Here is an 18,903-nt window from a genome sequence, read left to right on the forward strand (position 1 = left end):
AAATATCAGAGTACAAAATACATCTTCATCCGTCTATCCTAATATTAATAGCATAACGAATGAAGATATATACTTTACTCTTTGGTCTATTGCTCTTCAGTCAGTTGTCAGCACAAACTGTGCATGACTGGGAGAATCACCATGTACTTCAAATCAACCGCGAACCGGCGCGGGCCGCATTTACTCCTTTCCACGCACAGAAGGGAGATTGTTCCATTTGTCTGGATGGAACATGGAAGTTTCGCTGGACACCTGTGCCCGATGAAAGGATTGTGGAATTTTATCAGACGGACTTCAATGATAAAGACTGGGCCAGCTTTCCCGTACCCGCCAATTGGGAAGTAAACGGATATGGTACGCCGATATACGTTTCGGCAGGCTATCCGTTCAAGATAGATCCGCCCCGGGTGATGGGTGAACCGAAGGTGGGGTATACCACTTACAAAGAGCGGAATCCCGTAGGACAGTACCGCCGTTCGTTTCTGCTGCCTGCCGGCTGGGAAGCAAGAGGCCAGACCTTTCTTCGTTTCGAAGGAGTGATGAGCGCTTTCTATGTCTGGATAAATGGCGAACGGGTAGGGTATAGCCAGGGAAGTATGGAGCCAAGCGAATTCAACATTACGAACCATCTGCATGCCGGGGAGAATCAGATCGCATTGGAAGTTTACCGCTATAGCGACGGCTCCTATCTTGAAGACCAGGACTTCTGGCGTTTTGGCGGTATTCACCGCAGCATCCATCTATTGCACACACCTGATATCCGCATCCGCGACTATACAGTCCGCACTCTTCCCGCTTCTGCGGACTATCGGGATTTCATCTTGCAGATAGATCCCCAATTCAGCGTTTACAGAGGTATGACCGGAAAAGGCTATACTTTGCAGGCAGTATTAAGGGATGCTTCCGGACGGGAAATCACATCCCTGAAAGGAGATGTGGAAGACATCCTCGACCTGGAACATAAAGCGGGCAGGATGAACGAATGGTATCCCCAACGTGGTCCCCGTAAACTGGGGCGCATGTCGACAACCCTGAAATCTCCGAAAAGGTGGACTGCTGAAACTCCTTATTTGTATAAACTGCACCTGACTCTGCAAACTGCCGAAGGTGAAGTAATAGAGCAGGCAGAACAATCTGTCGGTTTCCGTTCAGTGGAAATACGAAACGGACAATTGCTGGTTAATGGCGCACCGGTTCGTTTCCGTGGGGTGAACCGCCATGAACACGATCCCCGTACGGCTCGTGTCATGAGCGAAGAACGTATGTTGCAGGATATCCTCCTGATGAAGCAAGCCAATATCAATGCCGTGCGAACCAGCCATTATCCCAATGTCAGCCGCTGGTATGAGCTTTGTGACAGTCTGGGGCTTTATGTTATGGATGAGGCTGACATAGAGGAACATGGTTTGCGCGGAACCTTAGCCAGCACTCCCGATTGGCATGCCGCATTTCTGGACCGCGCCGTGCGGATGGCGGAACGGGATAAAAACCATCCGAGTATCGTAATGTGGAGTATGGGTAATGAAAGTGGCTATGGTTCCAACTTTGCCGCCATCTCCGCCTGGCTGCATGACTTCGATCCGACACGTCCCGTACATTATGAAGGCGCACAGGGAGTCGGCGGTGCACCCGATCCGAAGACGGTAGATGTAATCAGCCGTTTCTATACCCGGGTGAAACAGGAATATCTGAACCCCGGCATTGCCGAGGGAGAGGATAAGGAACGTGCGGAAAATGCACGTTGGGAGCGGCTGTTGGAAATTGCCGAACGTACCAATGACAACCGCCCCGTAATGACGAGCGAATACGCCCACTCCATGGGAAACGCTCTGGGGAATTTTAAGGAATATTGGGACGAGATATACAGTAATCCCCGTATGCTGGGCGGATTTATCTGGGATTGGGTAGATCAGGGCATCTACAAGGAATTACCCGATGGGCGTACCATGGTAGCTTACGGCGGTGATTTTGGTGACAAACCGAATCTGAAGGCCTTTTGCTTCAATGGTCTGCTGATGAGTGACCGCGAAACGACCCCGAAATATTGGGAGGTGAAGAAAGTATACTCACCCGTGGAGTTGAGAGTTGAGAGTGGAGAGCTGAAAGTGACGAATAGGAATCATCATACGGATTTGTCCCAATATCGCTGTTTGTGGACGTTGTCCATAGATGGGAAGCAGAAGGCTCAAGGCGAAATAACACTGCCCGAAGTAGCCCCTGGGAAGAGTAAAACGATTTCTTTACCCGCTTCCATAGCCAGCAAGAGAGCTTCGGCAAAGGCTACCTCTGACCTCCGCCTCACGATAAGCATCCTGTTGAAGTCGGATGCCCTTTGGGCAAAAGCCGGGCATGAAGTGGCATGGGAACAGTTCTGCATTCAGGAAGGCACACTGTTGTCTTCCAAGCTTGAGAATAGAGGGAAACTGAAGGTCAGGGAAGATGGAGACCGTTTGTCCATCAGCGGGAGTGGCTTTTCCATCCAATGGGAGAGACATACAGCTGGTAGTCTGACCTCCCTTATCTACGATGGAAAAGAAATGCTGGCTCATCCGGCTGATTTCCCCTTCCAACCCGTAACGCAGGCCTTCCGTGCACCGACAGATAATGACAAGAGTTTCGGCAACTGGCTGGCCAAAGACTGGAGCTTGCATCAAATGGATAATCCCCGTATCAGCCTGGATTTTCTGAAGCATGAGATGCGTGAGGATGGGGCAGTCATTGTCTGGGTTCAGACCAGGAATCATTATAAAGAAGGTATGATTGTAACCAGGTTTCTTTATACCATCCTTTCGGATGGAACCATAGACCTGAAGACTACTTTCCAACCGCAGGGCGTACTACCAGAATTACCTCGTCTGGGAATAGCATTCTGCCTTTCACCCGATTACAATACCTTTATCTGGTACGGCCGCGGTCCGCAGGATAACTATCCTGACCGTAAGACTTCTGCCGCCATTGGGCTTTGGAAAGGATCGGTTGCCGACCAGTATGTACATTATCCCCGTCCGCAAGACGGTGGGAATAAAGAAGAAGTGCGTCGCCTTATGCTGACCGACAGGCACGGCAAAGGTATTCGTATAGATGCTGTAGAAGATGTCTTTTCTGCTTCCGCCCTGCACTATACCGCACAGGATTTATATAAAGAAACGCATGACTGTAATCTGAAACCACGTCCTGAGGTTATCCTGAGTTTGGATGCCGCCGTACTTGGATTGGGTAACAGCAGTTGCGGGCCGGGCGTACTGAAGAAGTATGCCATTGATAAGAAGGAACATACCTTGCATATACGGATTCGTAATGAGAAATAGGAGCCGGCATAGTGCTGGAGGAGGGGAATTGAGATAGTAATGCCTACAAGACAGCACGCCGGAGGAAAACCTGCTTCAGCGCTGCGCTGGTATCAATAAATGAGAATAACTAATACAATAATGAAAGTAACAATGAGAAAAGTAACCACTTTATTATCAACCCTGGCATTAGCCACCACCCTGACTGCCCAGACATTTCCGCAGACAGAGCGGCAATACCTTTCCGGACACGGATGTGATGACATGGTAGAATGGGATTTTTTCTGTACCGACGGACGTAACTCCGGCAAGTGGGCCAAAATAGGCGTCCCGTCTTGCTGGGAGTTGCAGGGTTTTGGTACCTATCAGTATGGAATCAGTTTTTATGGTAAAGCCTTTCCCGAAGGCATTGCCGGTGAGAAAGGAATGTATAAATATGAGTTTGAAGTTCCCGAAGAATTCCGTGGTAAGCAGGTCAACCTTGTGTTCGAAGCATCCATGACTGATACGGAAGTTAAGGTTAACGGACGTAAGGCAGGATCGAAACACCAGGGAGCCTTCTACCGCTTTTCATACAATGTCACGGATTTACTGAAATACGGCAAGAAGAATCTGCTGGAAGTAACCGTCTCCAAAGAGAGTGAGAACGCCAGTGTGAACCTTGCCGAACGGCGCGCCGATTATTGGAACTTTGGCGGTATCTTCCGCCCGGTATTTCTGGAAGTAAAACCTGCCGTCAACCTCCGTCATATTGCTATTGATGCACAAATGGACGGATCATTCCGTGCTAATTGCTACACGAATATCTCCGGTGAAGGAATGAGTATCCGCGCACAGATTTTGGACCAGAAAGGGAAGCGGCTGGCAGATACCATCGTACCCCTGAAAGCCGGAAGCGACTGGACTGCTCTGCAATTGAATGTTTCTGCCCCCGACTTATGGACAGCCGAAACTCCGAACCTTTATAAAGCTCACTTCTCACTGCTGGATAAAGAAGGTAAAGTCCTGCACCATGAGACCGAGACATTCGGTTTCCGTACTATCGAAGTTCGTGAAAGTGACGGATTGTATGTGAACGGGGTGCGTATCAACGTGCGTGGTGTCAACCGTCATTGTTTCCGTCCCGAAAGCGGCCGTACTCTAAGTAAAGCGAAGAATATAGAAGATGTACTTCTGATGAAGGGCATGAATATGAATTCTGTCCGTCTGAGCCACTATCCGGCAGACCCGGAATTTCTGGAAGCGTGCGATTCTCTTGGACTCTATGTGATGGATGAACTGGGTGGTTGGCATGGCAAGTACGACACCCCTACGGGAGTACGCCTGATTGAAGGTATGATAGAACGTGATGTGAACCATCCGTCCATCATCTGGTGGAGCAATGGTAATGAAAAAGGCTGGAACACCGAACTGGATGGGGAATTCCATAAATACGACCCGCAAAAGCGTCCGGTTATCCATCCGCAAGGCAACTTCTCTGGTTTCGAAACGATGCACTACCGTTCGTATGGAGAAAGCCAGAACTACATGCGTCTGCCGGAAATCTTTATGCCTACCGAGTTCTTGCATGGCTTGTACGACGGAGGCCATGGTGCCGGCCTGTATGATTACTGGGAGATGATGCGCAAACATCCGCGCTGTATCGGTGGTTTCTTGTGGGTATTGGCGGATGAAGGCGTGAAGCGTGTGGATATGGACGGTTTCATAGACAATCAGGGAAACTTCGGAGCTGACGGAATTGTAGGCCCTCACCATGAAAAGGAAGGCAGCTATTACACTATCAAGCAGTTATGGAGTCCGGTGCAGGTTACGAATACCGCTATCGACCGGAATTTCAACGGCCGATTCTCTGTGGAGAACCGTTATGATTATCTGAACCTGAACACCTGTCGTTTTATCTGGCAGCAAGTGAAGTTCCCGTCAGTAACGGATGCTTCCAATACAACTACCCGGATTCTGAAACAAGGTGAAGTGCGGGGAAACGATGTAGCAGCCCATGGAGTGGGAGTGGTGGATATCAAGACTTCCATCCTCCCCGAAGCCGATGCTCTTTTCCTGACAGCTATAGATAAATATGGACATGAGCTATGGCGTTGGACTTTCCCCGTAGATAAACTGAATCGGGAAACTGAACAGCTTTCTGCATTATCCGGCCGTGCATCCTATACGGAAACGGAAAATGATATTACGGCAAAAGCGAACGGGCGTACTTTTGTCTTTTCAAAGAAAGACGGGCAGCTGAAAGATGTATCTGTCAATAACCGTAAGATTAGTTTTGCCAACGGTCCCCGTTTTATCGGTGCACGTCGTGCAGACCGTTCCCTGGATCAGTTCTATAATCATGATGACGGAAAAGCCAAGGCAAAGGACCGTACTTACACTGAATTTCCCGATGCGGCAGTCTTCACGAAACTGGATGTAAAAGAAGAGGGTGGTAATCTGATCATCACCGCTAATTATAAACTGGGTAATTTAGACAAAGCTCGGTGGACTATTCATCCGGATGGTGTGGCCACCCTTGATTATACCTACAACTTTTCCGGTGTGGTAGACCTGATGGGTATTTGCTTTGATTATCCTGAAGAACAAGTGGTCAGCAAGCGTTGGTTGGGAGCAGGTCCGTATCGTGTATGGCAGAATCGTATTCATGGTACGCAGTATGATATCTGGGAGAATGATTATAATGATCCTATTCCGGGTGAGACATTCACCTATCCTGAATTCAAGGGATATTTTGGCAGTGTCTCCTGGATGAACATTCGTACGAAAGAGGGGACCATCTGCCTGACGAATGAAACTCCTGATTCCTATATCGGAGTATATCAGCCCCGTGATGGTCGTGACCGGTTACTGTATACACTTCCCGAAAGCGGAATATCTGTTTTGAATGTAATACCTCCGGTACGTAATAAAGTAAACTCCACCGATTTGTGCGGCCCTTCTTCACAACCTAAATGGGTGGATGGCCCGCAAACAGGACGTATTGTTTTCCGGTTTGAATGATACAGCTAACTCCTCTAACTATAGAGTGTGAATTATTCAAGTTAAACATTTCCTCTTTTAGCTTGTTGTTTATTCCCCGTAAGATTATCTTTGCGGGGAATTTTTTATGTGAAAGAAAAATGCAGTAACCAAGATGTACACAAATAAAGTAAAGCGAATAGCTGCCGTTCATGACCTGTCTGGTTTTGGACGCGTATCCCTCACGGTTGTCATCCCTGTTTTGTCTTCAATGGGCTTTCAGGTCTGTCCTTTGCCGACAGCCGTATTGTCCAGCCATACGCAGTACCCGCAGTTTTCCATCCTCGACCTGACGGATGAAATGCCTCGGATTATTGCCGAATGGAAAAAGCTGGATGTAAAGTTTGATGCTTTCTATACAGGCTATCTGGGTTCTCCGCGACAGGTGCAGATTGTTTCGGACTTTATAGATGATTTTCGCCAGCCGGATGACCTGGTAGTGGTGGACCCGGTACTTGGAGACAACGGGCGGTTATATACTAACTTTGATGAGTCGATGATTCGGGAAATGCGCCATCTGGCTGCAAAGGCGGACGTGATTACTCCGAATCTTACCGAACTCTTCTATCTGATGGATAAGCCTTACAAAGCGGATAATACCGATGAAGAATTGAAGACCTATCTACGGTTTTTATCCGATGCAGGCCCGCAGGTAGTCATTATTACGAGTGTTCCCGTCCATGGTGAAAGCCACAAAACTTCGGTATATGCCTACAACCGGGTAGGAGATCGCTACTGGAAAATTACCTGCCCATATCTGCCCGCCCATTATCCGGGAACGGGAGATACCTTTACGAGCGTCATTACTGGAGCTTTATTGCAAGGCGACAGTCTTCCCATTGCGTTGGACCGTGCCACGCAATTTATTCTTCAGGGCATCCGTGCCACTTTCGGTTATGAGTATGATAACCGGGAAGGTATTTTGCTTGAAAAGGTGCTGCATAATCTGGATATGCCTATCCAAAGTGCCAGCTACGAATTGATCTGATTGGGATAAGGGGCTGAATCCGCTTCCGGACCAACCCCTTATGAGCTATGTTATTTGTTTGGTAGTGAATCTTTTAGTAAGACCGGAACTTCTGCCGGTTCTTTGGCCACCCGTATGCCTGCTGCTGTGAGTGCTGCAATCTTCCCTTCTGCCGAACCTGAGCTGCCGGAAATAATAGCTCCTGCATGCCCCATTTGTTTCCCCGGAGGAGCCGATTGCCCGGCTATAAAGGCTACGACAGGCTTGGTCACATGTTTCTTTATATACTCGGCTGCCAGTTCTTCCGCATTCCCGCCAATTTCACCAATCATGACGATGGCTTCTGTGTCCTCATCGTTCTGGAACATCTCCAGCAGTTCACGGAAGTAAAGGCCCACTACGGGATCGCCTCCCATACCGACGGCGGTGGACTGTCCCATGCCATTGACAGTGAGGTGATAAACGATTTCGTAAGTCAATGTGCCACTGCGGCTGATGACTCCGACATTTCCCTTTTTAAAGACATTACCGGGCAAGATACCTGCCAGACTCTTTTCCGGAGATATTAAGCCGGGGCAATTCGGTCCGATGAGCATTGCACCTTTTAGTTGGGTGAAGCGATAGGCTTTTACTACATCGAGGGTAGGGATGCCCTCGGAGATGCAAATAATCAGTTTGATTCCCGTATCCGCCGCTTCCATGATGGCATCTGCCGCATGGCTTGCCGGTACGAATATGATGGAGGCATTGGCCTGCGTCTTTTCTACCGCTTCGTACATGGTGTTGAAAACGGGAAGTCCATCAATGGTACTGCCGCCTTTTCCGGGAGAGGTACCGCCTACCACATGAGTGCCGTACTCTTTCATTTTCATAGCGTGAAAATGCCCGTCTCGGCCTGTGATTCCTTGCACCAACAGGCGGGTCGATTTATCGATAAGTATGCTCATAATGTTCCTCCTTTCACAGATTTTACTGCCATCAGGGTGGCTTCATTCATAGTCTCCGCCACCTGAAAACGGTTGCTGTCCTTTAATAATTTCCTGCCGATATTCTTGTTGGTTCCCGTTAGCCTTACAATTACGGGTATGTCCGTTTGCAACTGGTCGAAAGCCTGTATCAAGCCGATAGCCACATCATCACAACGGGTGATTCCGCCGAATATATTGATAAAGACAGCTTTTACCTTCGAATCATTCAACAGTATCTTCATGGCTTCAATCACTTTCACAGGGTTTGAGCTGCCTCCGATGTCCAGGAAGTTTGCCGGTGAACCGCCATAGAGTTTAATCATATCCATTGTGGTCATTGCCAGTCCGGCTCCATTCACCATGCAGCCGATATCACCGTCCATGCGTACATAACTGAATCCTCTCTCTTTGGCCGTAGCCTCCAGTTGTTCTTCCGGAGTGGGTTCAAAAAGAGCCTGTACGTTGGGATGGCGGTAGAGTGCGTTATCATCGAATACCATTTTTGCATCGATAGCCAGCAATGTGCCTTTAGCCGTCAGTACCAGTGGATTGATTTCGGCCAGTGAAGCGTCATTTTCTATGAACGCTTGGTAAAGGTCCTGTAGGATAGTGGTCATGCGTTTGGCCTGTTCCGCTTGTTCGAAGAGCGTGAATGCAAAACGTTGTGCCAAATATTTGGGTAGTCCTATCAACGGGTCAATGTTGTAGCGGATAATCTTTTCCGGAGTTTTACGGGCCACCTCCTCAATATCCATTCCGCCCGCTGCACTCATGATGAGGACGACTGAGCGGGCATTGCGGTCGATGGTGAAGCTGGTGTAGTATTCAGCCGCGATGTCTACGGCTTCACTAATCAGGACTCGGGTCACCGGAAATCCTTTGATGGTCATGTTCAGGATTTCCTGAGCATGCTGCCTCACAAGTGTTTCGCTGTCTGCCAGCTTGACGCCTCCGGCTTTTCCCCGTCCACCGGTCAGCACCTGGGCTTTGATGGCTACTTTGTTCACTCCTAATTGCCGGAAGGCGGCCACAGCTTCATCGGGCGTGTTGCATAACACGTACCGTTCTACCGGGATACCATAACGGGAGAAAATCTCTTTTGCCTGATATTCATGTACTTTCATGGATTATGGATTATAGATTACTATTTATCTTAAACAAACGGAAGAGCTAAAAAGTTGTCAAATAAGTGATTAAGAAGAGTAATAAGAGAAAGAGGCAGGCTTGTCAGCCGCAAGTGAGTAATATTATGAGGTAGGTCTTATGTGTGGATATAAACTGACAATATATACAACTTTTCAGTAGGATAATAAATAGAAAAGTATTATGACTTAATGATTGGTATTTTATGTTTTCTAAAGTTTCTTTTTTATGACAGAAAGGTGACTTTGATATTGGCTTTGAAGTGTGCTTTTACTGTGCTTCTATTTCTATTGTAATGTTATTTACATGCAAATACGGAATTTTTTCATTAATTATATTCTATTTTTATGAAAACCAGTCCCTTTTGTTTTTATGATTTATTGATTTCTATATTTTGTCATTTTAAAAATATTACCAAGGTGATAATAGCTGATTCGTAATATGAAAAAAAACGTTTTTTATCCTATGATTTTTTCTTCCTTTTTTGTTAAATTTGCATATTAATCTTGTATTTTAATGTGATAACACACACGAATTGTAATGAACAGGAGAGAATTCCATCTATTGAGAAACACCTCCATGCTGTTTACCATACTTGTATTCTTTACTCAAGTATGTGCGGCCCAGGCATATAGATATTTAAGCATGGAGGATGGTCTGGGTAGTCAGAAAGTTTACCGTATCCTGCAAGATACTTTAGGATACATGTGGTTCCTTACGCAGGAAGGGCCGAATCGTTACAACGGCAAGGAAATCAAACATTACGAGCTGACGGATAAAGGGAAAAAGCTTAATATGCAGTTTAACTTGAATTGGCTTTATATGACTGCTGACGGTGCTTTGTGGGGCATAGGGCGGAAAGGGCGTATTTTTCGTTATGAACCCGAACGCGACCGTTTTGAACAGGTGTATATGCCGTCTTTACCGGAAAAGGGAATTGCCTCACCGAATATAACCTACAGTTATATGGATCAAACCGGGCGTATCTGGCTTTGCAGCAAGGAACATATATCATTGTTTGATGCGCACACGGGACAGGTAACCTCGTTGCGAAGTAGTATAGTCGGTAATATTACCTCCATAGAACAGGTCGACAGAACGAATTTCTTTATCGGTACCGAATCAGGATTGTATCAGGCTGTGTTGGATGAACAAGATACTTCACTTACATGTCAACCAGCCTACAATCTTCACATACCGGTAAGTGAATTGTTTTTCTCGACTGCCTTGAAAAAACTCTTTGTCGGTACTTTTAAACAGGGAATATGGATTTGTGATCTTAAAACGTCCTCGGAGACGCGTTCAGATAGAACCCTGAATGATGTGAACGTTAAACGGATTGTGCCTTTTGGTGAGAAAGAAGTACTGATAGCTACTGATGGAAAAGGTATTTATCGTATGAATGTGGATTCATGTCATGCGGTTCCTTATATCATAGCTGATTATACCATCCATAATGGAATGAATGGTAACAATATTAATGATGTGTATGTGGACGGTGATGAGCGTATCTGGATTGCCAACTATCCCAGTGGTATAACCATTCGTGACAACCGCTATGGAGGTTATCGCTGGACTCGTCATTCGGTTGGTAACCGCCAGTCGCTTGTCAATGATCAGGTGCATGATGTCATTGAAGACAGTGATGGTGATCTTTGGTTCGGTACAAGTAATGGGATAAGTCTGTATAACTCTGCTACGGGTAACTGGCATTCTTTTATCAGTACTTTTGATCATGAGTTGGAAGATAAGAACCACATCTTTCTTACACTTTGTGAAATTTCTCCCGGTGTTATTCTGGCAGGCGGTTTCACTTCCGGACTTTACCAAATAAACAAACGTACCCTTACGGTAGATTATATAGCTTCTTCGCTTTTCTTTCATCTGGATTTGCGTCCCGATCAGTATATACGTGATATTAAGAAAGACTCGGAAGGCAATATCTGGTCAGGCGGTTTTTATAACCTGAAGTGCTTTGATCTGGCGGGTGGAAAATCCCGTTTATATCCGGGACTGAGTTCTATCACTTGTATTCATGAAAAGGATAGCTCCTCAATGTGGATCGGTACTTCGATGGGACTGTATCTGCTCGACAAGGTCTCCGGGAAGTACCGCAGCATTGATATGCCGGTGGAATCATCGCATATTTGTGCTTTGTATCAGGGAGACGACGGTGTGCTGTACGTGGGTACCAGCGGTTCCGGTCTGGTGCTTTATGACCCTAAAGAAGAAGCTTTTGCCCAATACTATACGGACAATTGCGCCCTTATTTCCAACAATATTTATACGATTCTTCCTAAACCGGATGGAGACTTATTGCTTAGTACGGAAAACGGAATTGTTCACTTCTCTCCCCGCAAGATGTCTTTCAATAACTGGACCCGTGAGCAAGGACTTATGAGTGTCTGCTTCAATCCCGGTGCCGGAATTCTGCATAGCAGCGGGCGCTTTGTCTTGGGAAGTAATGATGGGGTTATCGGTTTTCCTTCGGATATGCACATTCCGGTTCCCAGTTTTTCTCCGATGATACTCAGTGATTTGCGTATATCTTATCAGCTGATGTATCCTGGTGATGAGAAATCTCCCCTGAAGACGGATATCAACAGTACGGAAGTCTTGCAGCTTGATTATGAACAGAATACCTTTTCACTGAGGGCCTCTTCCATTAATTATGATTATCCCTCCAATGTGTTATACTCTTGGAAATTGGAAGGCTTTTATGAAGAGTGGACTACTCCTTCGGCCAACGGACTGATGCGTTTTACCAATATTCCATCGGGTAAGTATATGCTTCATGTGCGTTCGGTTTCTAATGAAGAGAAATATAAGAGTTATGAACAGCGCAGTATATTGATTATCATTTCCCCTCCGCTATGGGCTACTCCGTGGGCTATAGCCGGTTATGTCCTGTTGGCGGTTCTGGTATGTGTGGTTCTGTTCCGTATCATCACGTTGAGAAAGCAGAAGAAAGCGTCAGAAGAAAAGGCACGTTTCTTTATCAATACAGCCCACGATATCCGGACGCCTCTGACGTTGATAAAAGCTCCGTTGGAGGAACTGCGGAATGGGGACATGGTGAATGAAGAAGGGAAGAGCCATGTAAGTATGGCATTGCGGAATGTGGATGTACTTTTGCGGCTTACGACCAATCTCATCAATTTTGAACGTATCGACACTTACTCATCCCGCTTGTATGTGTCCGAGTATGAACTGGGTGCGTATATGTCCGGCATTTGCGATACTTTCCGTTCGTATGCAAGTGTCAAGCATATTAGGCTGGATTATGAGGATAATTTCAGTTATCTGAATGTCTGGTTTGACAGAGACAAGATGGATTCTATTTTGAAGAATATCCTGTCGAATGCCATGAAGTATACGCCGGAAAATGGAAGTATTCATGTTTCCGCTTCGGAGTGTGGGGATAACTGGTGTATTGAAGTGAAAGATACGGGTATCGGAATTCCCCGTAATGAGCAGAAAGGATTATTCCATGCATATTTCCGGGGTAGTAATGTCATCAACCTTAAAGTGAGTGGCAGTGGCATCGGTTTGGCGCTGGTGCATAGATTAGTACATTTACATGGTGGTAAAATCTCTATAGAGAGTACAGCGGAGCAGGGCACGCAAGTGAAAATCATTTTCCCTAAAGGAAACAAACATTTTCATAAAGCCACTATCATATCCCAGACATCGGAGCATCCCGTCACTGTGCCCGAGGTTATTTCTCCGTTTTCTCCATCAGTTACGCCCAAACAGAATCCGGATTCTTCGCGACGTATCCTTGTAGTGGAAGATAATGATGATTTACGCATCTACCTGACAAATACGCTTGGTGAGGATTATCAGATGCAGTCTTGTCTTAACGGGAAAGAAGCGCTTGAAATTTTGCCCGGGTTCAAGCCGGATCTTGTACTGTCGGATATCATGATGCCGGAAATGTCGGGAGATGAATTATGTGCGGCTATAAAGGGGAATATCGAGACCTCTCATATTCCGGTGCTTCTGCTGACTGCATTAGGAGATGAAAAGAACATGCTGGAAGGGCTGAAAATCGGTGCGGATGACTATATGGCCAAGCCCTTTAGCATCAATATCCTGAAGGCAAGTATCGACCGGTTGATAGCCAACAGGCTTTTGCTGTATAAAAAGTATGGCAGTCCGGATTTCGAGAATGAAAAATGGCCGAAAGGGTGCCGGGATACGCTTGACTGGAAGTTCATTGTTTCTGTCCGTGAAAATGTGGAGAAGAATATGGCCGATCCGGATTTTACGGTAGACATGCTTTGTTCACTTCACCATATGAGCCGTAGCAGTTTCTACAACAAAGTGAAAGCATTGACTGATTGTTCTCCGGCAGATTATGTTCGTCTCATACGTATGCAGTGTGCTGCCCGGATGTTGAAGGAAGGAGAGCGCTCTATCACGGAAATTGCGGATATGACCGGCTTCTGCGATGCGAAATATTTCAGGGAAGTATTCCGGAAGCACTTCGGGGTCAGCCCCAGTGAATATAGGGGAAAAGGAACGGCAGAAAAAGAAAATTCGGATTAAGGCAAGAAAATGAATAGTAGGAGGGGGAGGCCCTCCTTACTATTATATTGCTGCAATGTTTTGTTTGATTGTACTGTAGAGTTTCTCTTTCAAGACATGTGCGTCAACCGGTTTGGGCACATAGCCGTTGAATCCGTTCTTCATGACTTTTTCTTTATCCGAAGAGAAAGAATATGCCGTAACGGCAATAATAGGTATTGTTTCTGAGAATTTCCGTATCTCTCTCGCTGCTTCATATCCGTCCATTTTGGGCATATTGATATCCATAATGATGACATGCGGATGGAATTTCCGGTATAATTCTATGGCTTCTTCACCGTTCCAGGCATGCACCAGATCGTATTCTTTGTTAAGAATGGAATTGAATAGCAGGTAGTTGCTTTCGTTATCTTCTGCTATCAGGATGACAGGCTTTTGCTGAGGTGCTTTGGGGGCAAAATCAACAGGCTGCTGTATCTTCTGTTGTGCAACTACTTCCGGTTTATACGGTATTGTAAACCAGAATGTAGTTCCTTTACCTTTTCCTTTGGATTCTACTCCGATACGACCTTTCATCTTTTCGATAATATTTTTGCAGATGGAAAGCCCCAGTCCCGTTCCCTGGGTGAAAGTATTCACTTTGGTAAACCGTTCGAATATTTTATTTTGGTCTTCTTGTGAAATACCTAAACCTGTATCTTTTACATAAAAATAAAGTTCTTTTCCACGGATTTCATAACCGAATGTGATGCTGCCTGCCGGAGTAAATTTTGTGGCATTGACCAGCAGATTGATCAGTACCTGTGAGAGCCGGTTTTTTTCGGTTTGCACATGGCACTCACTAACTCCGGGAATGAATTCCAGAACGACGCCCTCTTTCAGCCTGCGCCGTACTGTACTTTCCACGTCTCTTGCCAATCCGTTCAGGTCAACGTTCTGGTAATTGAACTCAAGTGTATTTGCTTCTATTTTTGACAAGTCCAGAATGTCGCTGATAAGTTGCAGGAGAAGTTGGTTGTTATTCTCTATGATACTGATGAATTCTTCACGTTCTTGTTCATCTTCAGTGGCGGTCAGCAGGCTGGAGAATCCTACGATAGCGTTTAATGGCGTACGTATTTCGTGGCTCATATTAGCCAGGAATGCAGATTTTAGCCGTTCGGATTCCAAGGCTTTCTCTCTGGCTGTTATCAATGCCTTTTCTTGCCTCTTGCGTTCTGTAATCAATAGCAGTGAGCCTACCAAGGATACCGGACATCCTTGCTCATCGTATTGGTCTACTACAGCATTGGTTTCCAGCCAGTCTATAAATTTCCGTCCTTCCACTTCGGTGATGATGCGGAACTCTTCTTGGGCATGCTGTAATTCTCCGGATACAAGATTTGCATGCACTTGCTCCATGCGTTCCACATCTTCCGGGTGTATTTTCCGGAAGTATTCGGAGGCTTTTATGATGTGTGCCTGGGGAGTGGATCCTTCTTCTTTGGCAAAATTCATATGGGCCAGTATCTGTTCGGATTCGCAAGTAATCATATCGCTTTTCAGATCCCAGCGCCAAGGAATGATTCGGGCCACGCTCAAGGTCATTTCCAACTTCTTATTGATTTCCCGCAACGCATTTTCCGCTTCATTGCGTGCTGTGATGTCAACCCCGAAAATATCTATGGTGTACTTTTCGGACGACTGGCAGATAATGAACTCATAAAAAGAGTGGGTCTGCTTGAAATAGTGTGTGAAGGTAATCGCTTGTTTTTCTCTGAAGACCATTTTTATAAATCGGGGAAGACATTCAATTTGTGAAAGCGAATTTTTATTTGTATCATTATCCTCATTGGCTGTAAACAAACTATTGAACAAGCTATTGCCAGCCTGATATTCTATATCTGCAGCCTCTCCCTTTTCATCGAAAGCCACTCTTGCCTGGGTGTATGATATCGGCATGTTGCATACCAGTGTGTTGTGGGCACTGAACAAGGCTATTTTCTTTCGCTGAAACCAGTATATTATGAGCGCAATGGCCACAAGTGAAAGCAACAGAATTGTTCCACTGATGATCCACCACTTATATTTTTGCCAGAATGTGAGTGGCTTATTCAGAAATATAGTGCCTGACGGGCAAAGGTCTGCATCAAGTTCATCCAATTTCAGTTGTGCATAGTTGACGAGTGGGTATGACTTTTTACTATATACGAATGGAATGTCACGTAGCTCTTTCCCCTGGAGCATCTGTCCGATAACGTCAGTTAATGATTTCTCTAGTTCGGCTTGGTCGTAGAAGTGGCCGCCAATGAATCCGGCCTTATTGATATATGCCCCTCTCAGTGCAAATACCGGTTGAGGTGAAGATGCTACTAACTGGAAATCGCCGCTGATGAGTGTAGGCGATCCAAACAGGTTTTTGCGTTCATAGAACCATGTAGAAAATAAAATACTTGTGGTCGGGTCATCTGTCAGTAAGTATTCTTGCAGTTGTCTGCTGTTTTCTTCTTTACCTACCAGCCGTTCGTATTCGATATTCGGATATTCTGAAGTGATGTACGAGTGTATAAGCCGATCCAGCCTTTGATTTTGATAAAGTTCGTCTGCCGCGAATATGATCTTCTTCATTTTGGGCAGCATCCGTACCATCATGTCAATGGTTGCTTTATACATATCCGGAGTCTCGATGAATGTGAAGTTATATTGTTCTCTGAGGTCGTTCAGGGGGAGGGCTTTGTTATCTGTCATATTTATGGAGCGCCCTGTAAAATAATATTCCCGTGGGGCATAGGTGTCTTCGTTGGCAATCAATACCATGGGAATGTCCCCCCATTCTTTCTGAATGCGGTCTCTTAAAGTGAAAGCTATGCTGCCTATGAGCACCAGATAATCCGGTTTGTTTTTTCATAACGCTGGAAGATTCCTTCTTCCATTTGGTTGTACAATGAATCGTTGCGGATAAATGTACCATTTATATGCACTAAGTCAGCACAGACATCTTCTATAGAGGAAGTTTGGAGCATAATAGGGTTTATAAGAGTCTGACTCCATGGGGCTCCTTCATTGTATGAGTTAATAATAAGTAGTCGATGTTGTTCTTTGGTTACGGCCGCATTGGATAAACTTAAGTGTAGTAAAACAAAGCAGAGGCTGATTATACGTTTCCAAGATAAAAAGAGTCTCATAATCAATTATTAAGTGTTTCTTGTATTGAATTAATATTAGATATTGATACAAAAATACAAAAAAACAGGTTTTCAGTAATTGTTTTTTGGTTTATATTAACCATAATTAACCCGCTTCTTTTCTGTTATTGTTATGGATTATGGTTTTATCATGCAAGGCAATATGAACTATATCTGAATTTCTGATGGGTGAGTCTTGGTTGCTAAAAATAAGGCTGTCTTATTCAATAAAACAGCCTTATTCACCTTTAGAGAGTATTTACCCTACATATCTACACATTCATCGCATTGGCACTCAGTGCCCCTATGATAGCCGAAGCTACCGCAATCACCACTTTTAGAATTTTATCCCAGATAGACTTTTTCATATTCTTCAGTATAAATGATTCGTAATATTTTAACCTAGTGGATTTTCATCCACTCCTCCACCATCGGAGCCTCCCTGACCACCTGACGAACTTCCACCTGACGAACTTCCGTCCTTGTTTACCAATGCTTCCAGATCGTAGAAATCAATTTTCTGTCCGGCGCGTGTTGCCGTCACGTCGGGTCTGATGGTGGTCGAGGGTCTGAAATTGATTTTCACGGCCTTAATGTTCTTAGCCGTACAATCCTCCTTTTTCTCCACTCCGACGGTCCTCGCCGACAGGCTGAAGACCCCGAAGTCCTTTATGTTCACCGACTGGCCGCCATACAGCTTTCCTATCAGTGCCTCTACAAAGTTGGTGATTACACTTTTAATGTCTCCCAATGTCAGTGAACTTTTCTCCTTCATCACGTATGCCACGTCTTCCAGGTCGGCGTTGTCCCCTAACGTCACCAGTTGCGGATAGAACTTTGCCACCGCATCCTCCTTTCGCGGATCTTTCCGCGGAATCTTTTTGAATGGTACTCCCATAATCAATAATTTTTTTAAAGTTAAAAAACAAGGTTGTTTTAATAATCCTCAGTGGAAAAGCTGTCCGGACCTCTTCTCATGCTTTCTTTATTTACTCCGCCATCATGGGCTTGCCGGAAGATTTCCGCTCTTTTTCCTCTTTGGATACTGCAAATGTACCCCGTTCTTTTTCCTTCCGCTTTCCGCTTGACGTTATTTGAATTTGTATGAAAAAAAGAGACTCCCAATGAGAGGTAATACCAGCTTTATTCCTTTCATATATCATTGCAAATGACTACCTTTATACCATGTAAATCACTAAAAAACAAACTTATGAAAGAAGAAAACTTAGATGGGAAAGTCCCTGTCCGCGCTTATACCAAAGCCGACCTTGCCATGCTTTACAACCCCGGTGTATGCATAACTACCGCCCTTCAGCTTCTGCGCCGCTGGATTTACGCCAACAAGCAACTGATGGCGGAATTGCAGGAAGCGGGTTATAACAAGAACCGTCATTCTTATATGCCCCTTGAAGTGAAACTTATCTTCAAGTATCTCGGGGAGCCTTAAACGGTCTGAATCCGGTGAATGAAAGATTTGTACTTTTTGTAAAGAAAATGCCAATATATGTAACGGGTGGTAAGAAATAATGTAATGTAGCATTACATATATTCTTACCACCCGTTACGTTATACACTAACTTAGCCCTTGTCAACTCAAAGTTGGGCGCATGCGAACCTTAGAACGGCAGTAGCCCCTCGTCCTTATCCTCATCCTCCTCTTTGGTCTTCCCGTCCTGCCTTTTCTCCCTGAACCCGTTGTTTACCTCATCCTCCATCAGGTCCACCACCTCATACTCCGTGCTTCCCTGCCTGTCCCTTCTGGTGCGGAACCCGTACTTCTCCAGCGAGAGCACCAGTGTCTGTGTGGTCTGCCTGTTCACCTG

The 18,903-nt window shown here is 45.5% G+C and carries 10 protein-coding genes and 1 pseudogene; 5 read left to right on the top strand and 6 right to left on the bottom strand.

All coding sequences use genetic code 11. The features are described from left to right. Positions 1-59: 59 nt before the first annotated feature. The 3 genes from BUC01_RS04180 (at position 60) to BUC01_RS04190 (ending at position 7,296) form a co-directional block, all read left to right on the top strand. Positions 60-3,308, top strand: coding sequence for a glycoside hydrolase family 2 TIM barrel-domain containing protein (locus BUC01_RS04180; RefSeq protein WP_073312801.1), 3,249 nt, complete (start codon positions 60-62; stop codon positions 3,306-3,308). A 132-nt stretch (positions 3,309-3,440) separates the two neighbouring features. Beyond that, positions 3,441-6,290 carry a glycoside hydrolase family 2 TIM barrel-domain containing protein gene (locus BUC01_RS04185; RefSeq protein ID WP_073312822.1) on the top strand — a complete coding sequence of 950 codons (2,850 nt, stop codon included), beginning with the start codon at positions 3,441-3,443 and terminating at the stop codon, positions 6,288-6,290. 133 nt (positions 6,291-6,423) lie between these two features. Further along, complete coding sequence (locus BUC01_RS04190) at positions 6,424-7,296, top strand: pyridoxamine kinase (RefSeq protein WP_025834796.1); 873 nt, start codon at positions 6,424-6,426, stop codon at positions 7,294-7,296. 50 nt (positions 7,297-7,346) lie between these two features. On the opposite strand, the gene sucD is transcribed toward BUC01_RS04190, so the two are convergent. After that, the gene (gene sucD, locus BUC01_RS04195) at positions 7,347-8,222 is read right to left on the bottom strand and encodes a succinate--CoA ligase subunit alpha (protein ID WP_025834794.1); all 876 of its coding nucleotides are present in this window, start codon (positions 8,220-8,222) and stop codon (positions 7,347-7,349) included. Beyond that, complete coding sequence (sucC, locus tag BUC01_RS04200; RefSeq protein ID WP_025834792.1) at positions 8,219-9,367, bottom strand: ADP-forming succinate--CoA ligase subunit beta; 1,149 nt, start codon at positions 9,365-9,367, stop codon at positions 8,219-8,221. The genes sucD and sucC overlap by 4 nt, the downstream gene beginning before the upstream one ends. A gap of 559 nt (positions 9,368-9,926) precedes the next feature. On the opposite strand from sucC, the gene BUC01_RS04205 reads away from it, so the two are divergent. Further along, on the top strand, positions 9,927-13,937 hold the full coding sequence (locus BUC01_RS04205) for a hybrid sensor histidine kinase/response regulator transcription factor (RefSeq protein WP_083595434.1): 4,011 nt from the start codon (positions 9,927-9,929) through the stop codon (positions 13,935-13,937). A gap of 42 nt (positions 13,938-13,979) precedes the next feature. On the opposite strand, the pseudogene BUC01_RS04210 reads toward BUC01_RS04205, so the two are convergent. From BUC01_RS04210 to BUC01_RS04215, 3 genes and pseudogenes are all read right to left on the bottom strand, one after another. Then, positions 13,980-17,080 (bottom strand): annotated as a pseudogene (locus BUC01_RS04210) (response regulator). 272 nt (positions 17,081-17,352) lie between these two features. Beyond that, a complete protein-coding gene (locus BUC01_RS25400) occupies positions 17,353-17,448 on the bottom strand; it encodes a smalltalk protein (RefSeq protein WP_156482078.1) in 96 nt (31 codons plus the stop codon). Positions 17,449-17,477: 29 nt separating this feature from the next. Next, positions 17,478-17,978, bottom strand: a complete 501-nt coding sequence (locus tag BUC01_RS04215; protein ID WP_025834791.1) for an HU family DNA-binding protein — start codon at positions 17,976-17,978, stop codon at positions 17,478-17,480. Positions 17,979-18,290: 312 nt separating this feature from the next. On the opposite strand from BUC01_RS04215, the gene BUC01_RS04220 reads away from it, so the two are divergent. Further along, the gene (locus BUC01_RS04220) at positions 18,291-18,527 is read left to right on the top strand and encodes a DUF4248 domain-containing protein (RefSeq protein WP_025834789.1); all 237 of its coding nucleotides are present in this window, start codon (positions 18,291-18,293) and stop codon (positions 18,525-18,527) included. A 169-nt stretch (positions 18,528-18,696) separates the two neighbouring features. Here the strand turns inward: BUC01_RS04220 and BUC01_RS04225 are convergent. Beyond that, positions 18,697-18,903: hypothetical protein (locus BUC01_RS04225; protein ID WP_139261798.1), on the bottom strand; the 207-nt coding region annotated here is incomplete at its 5' end.

This window comes from Bacteroides stercorirosoris, from assembly GCF_900142015.1.
In the GTDB taxonomy this organism is placed as follows: domain Bacteria; phylum Bacteroidota; class Bacteroidia; order Bacteroidales; family Bacteroidaceae; genus Bacteroides; species Bacteroides stercorirosoris.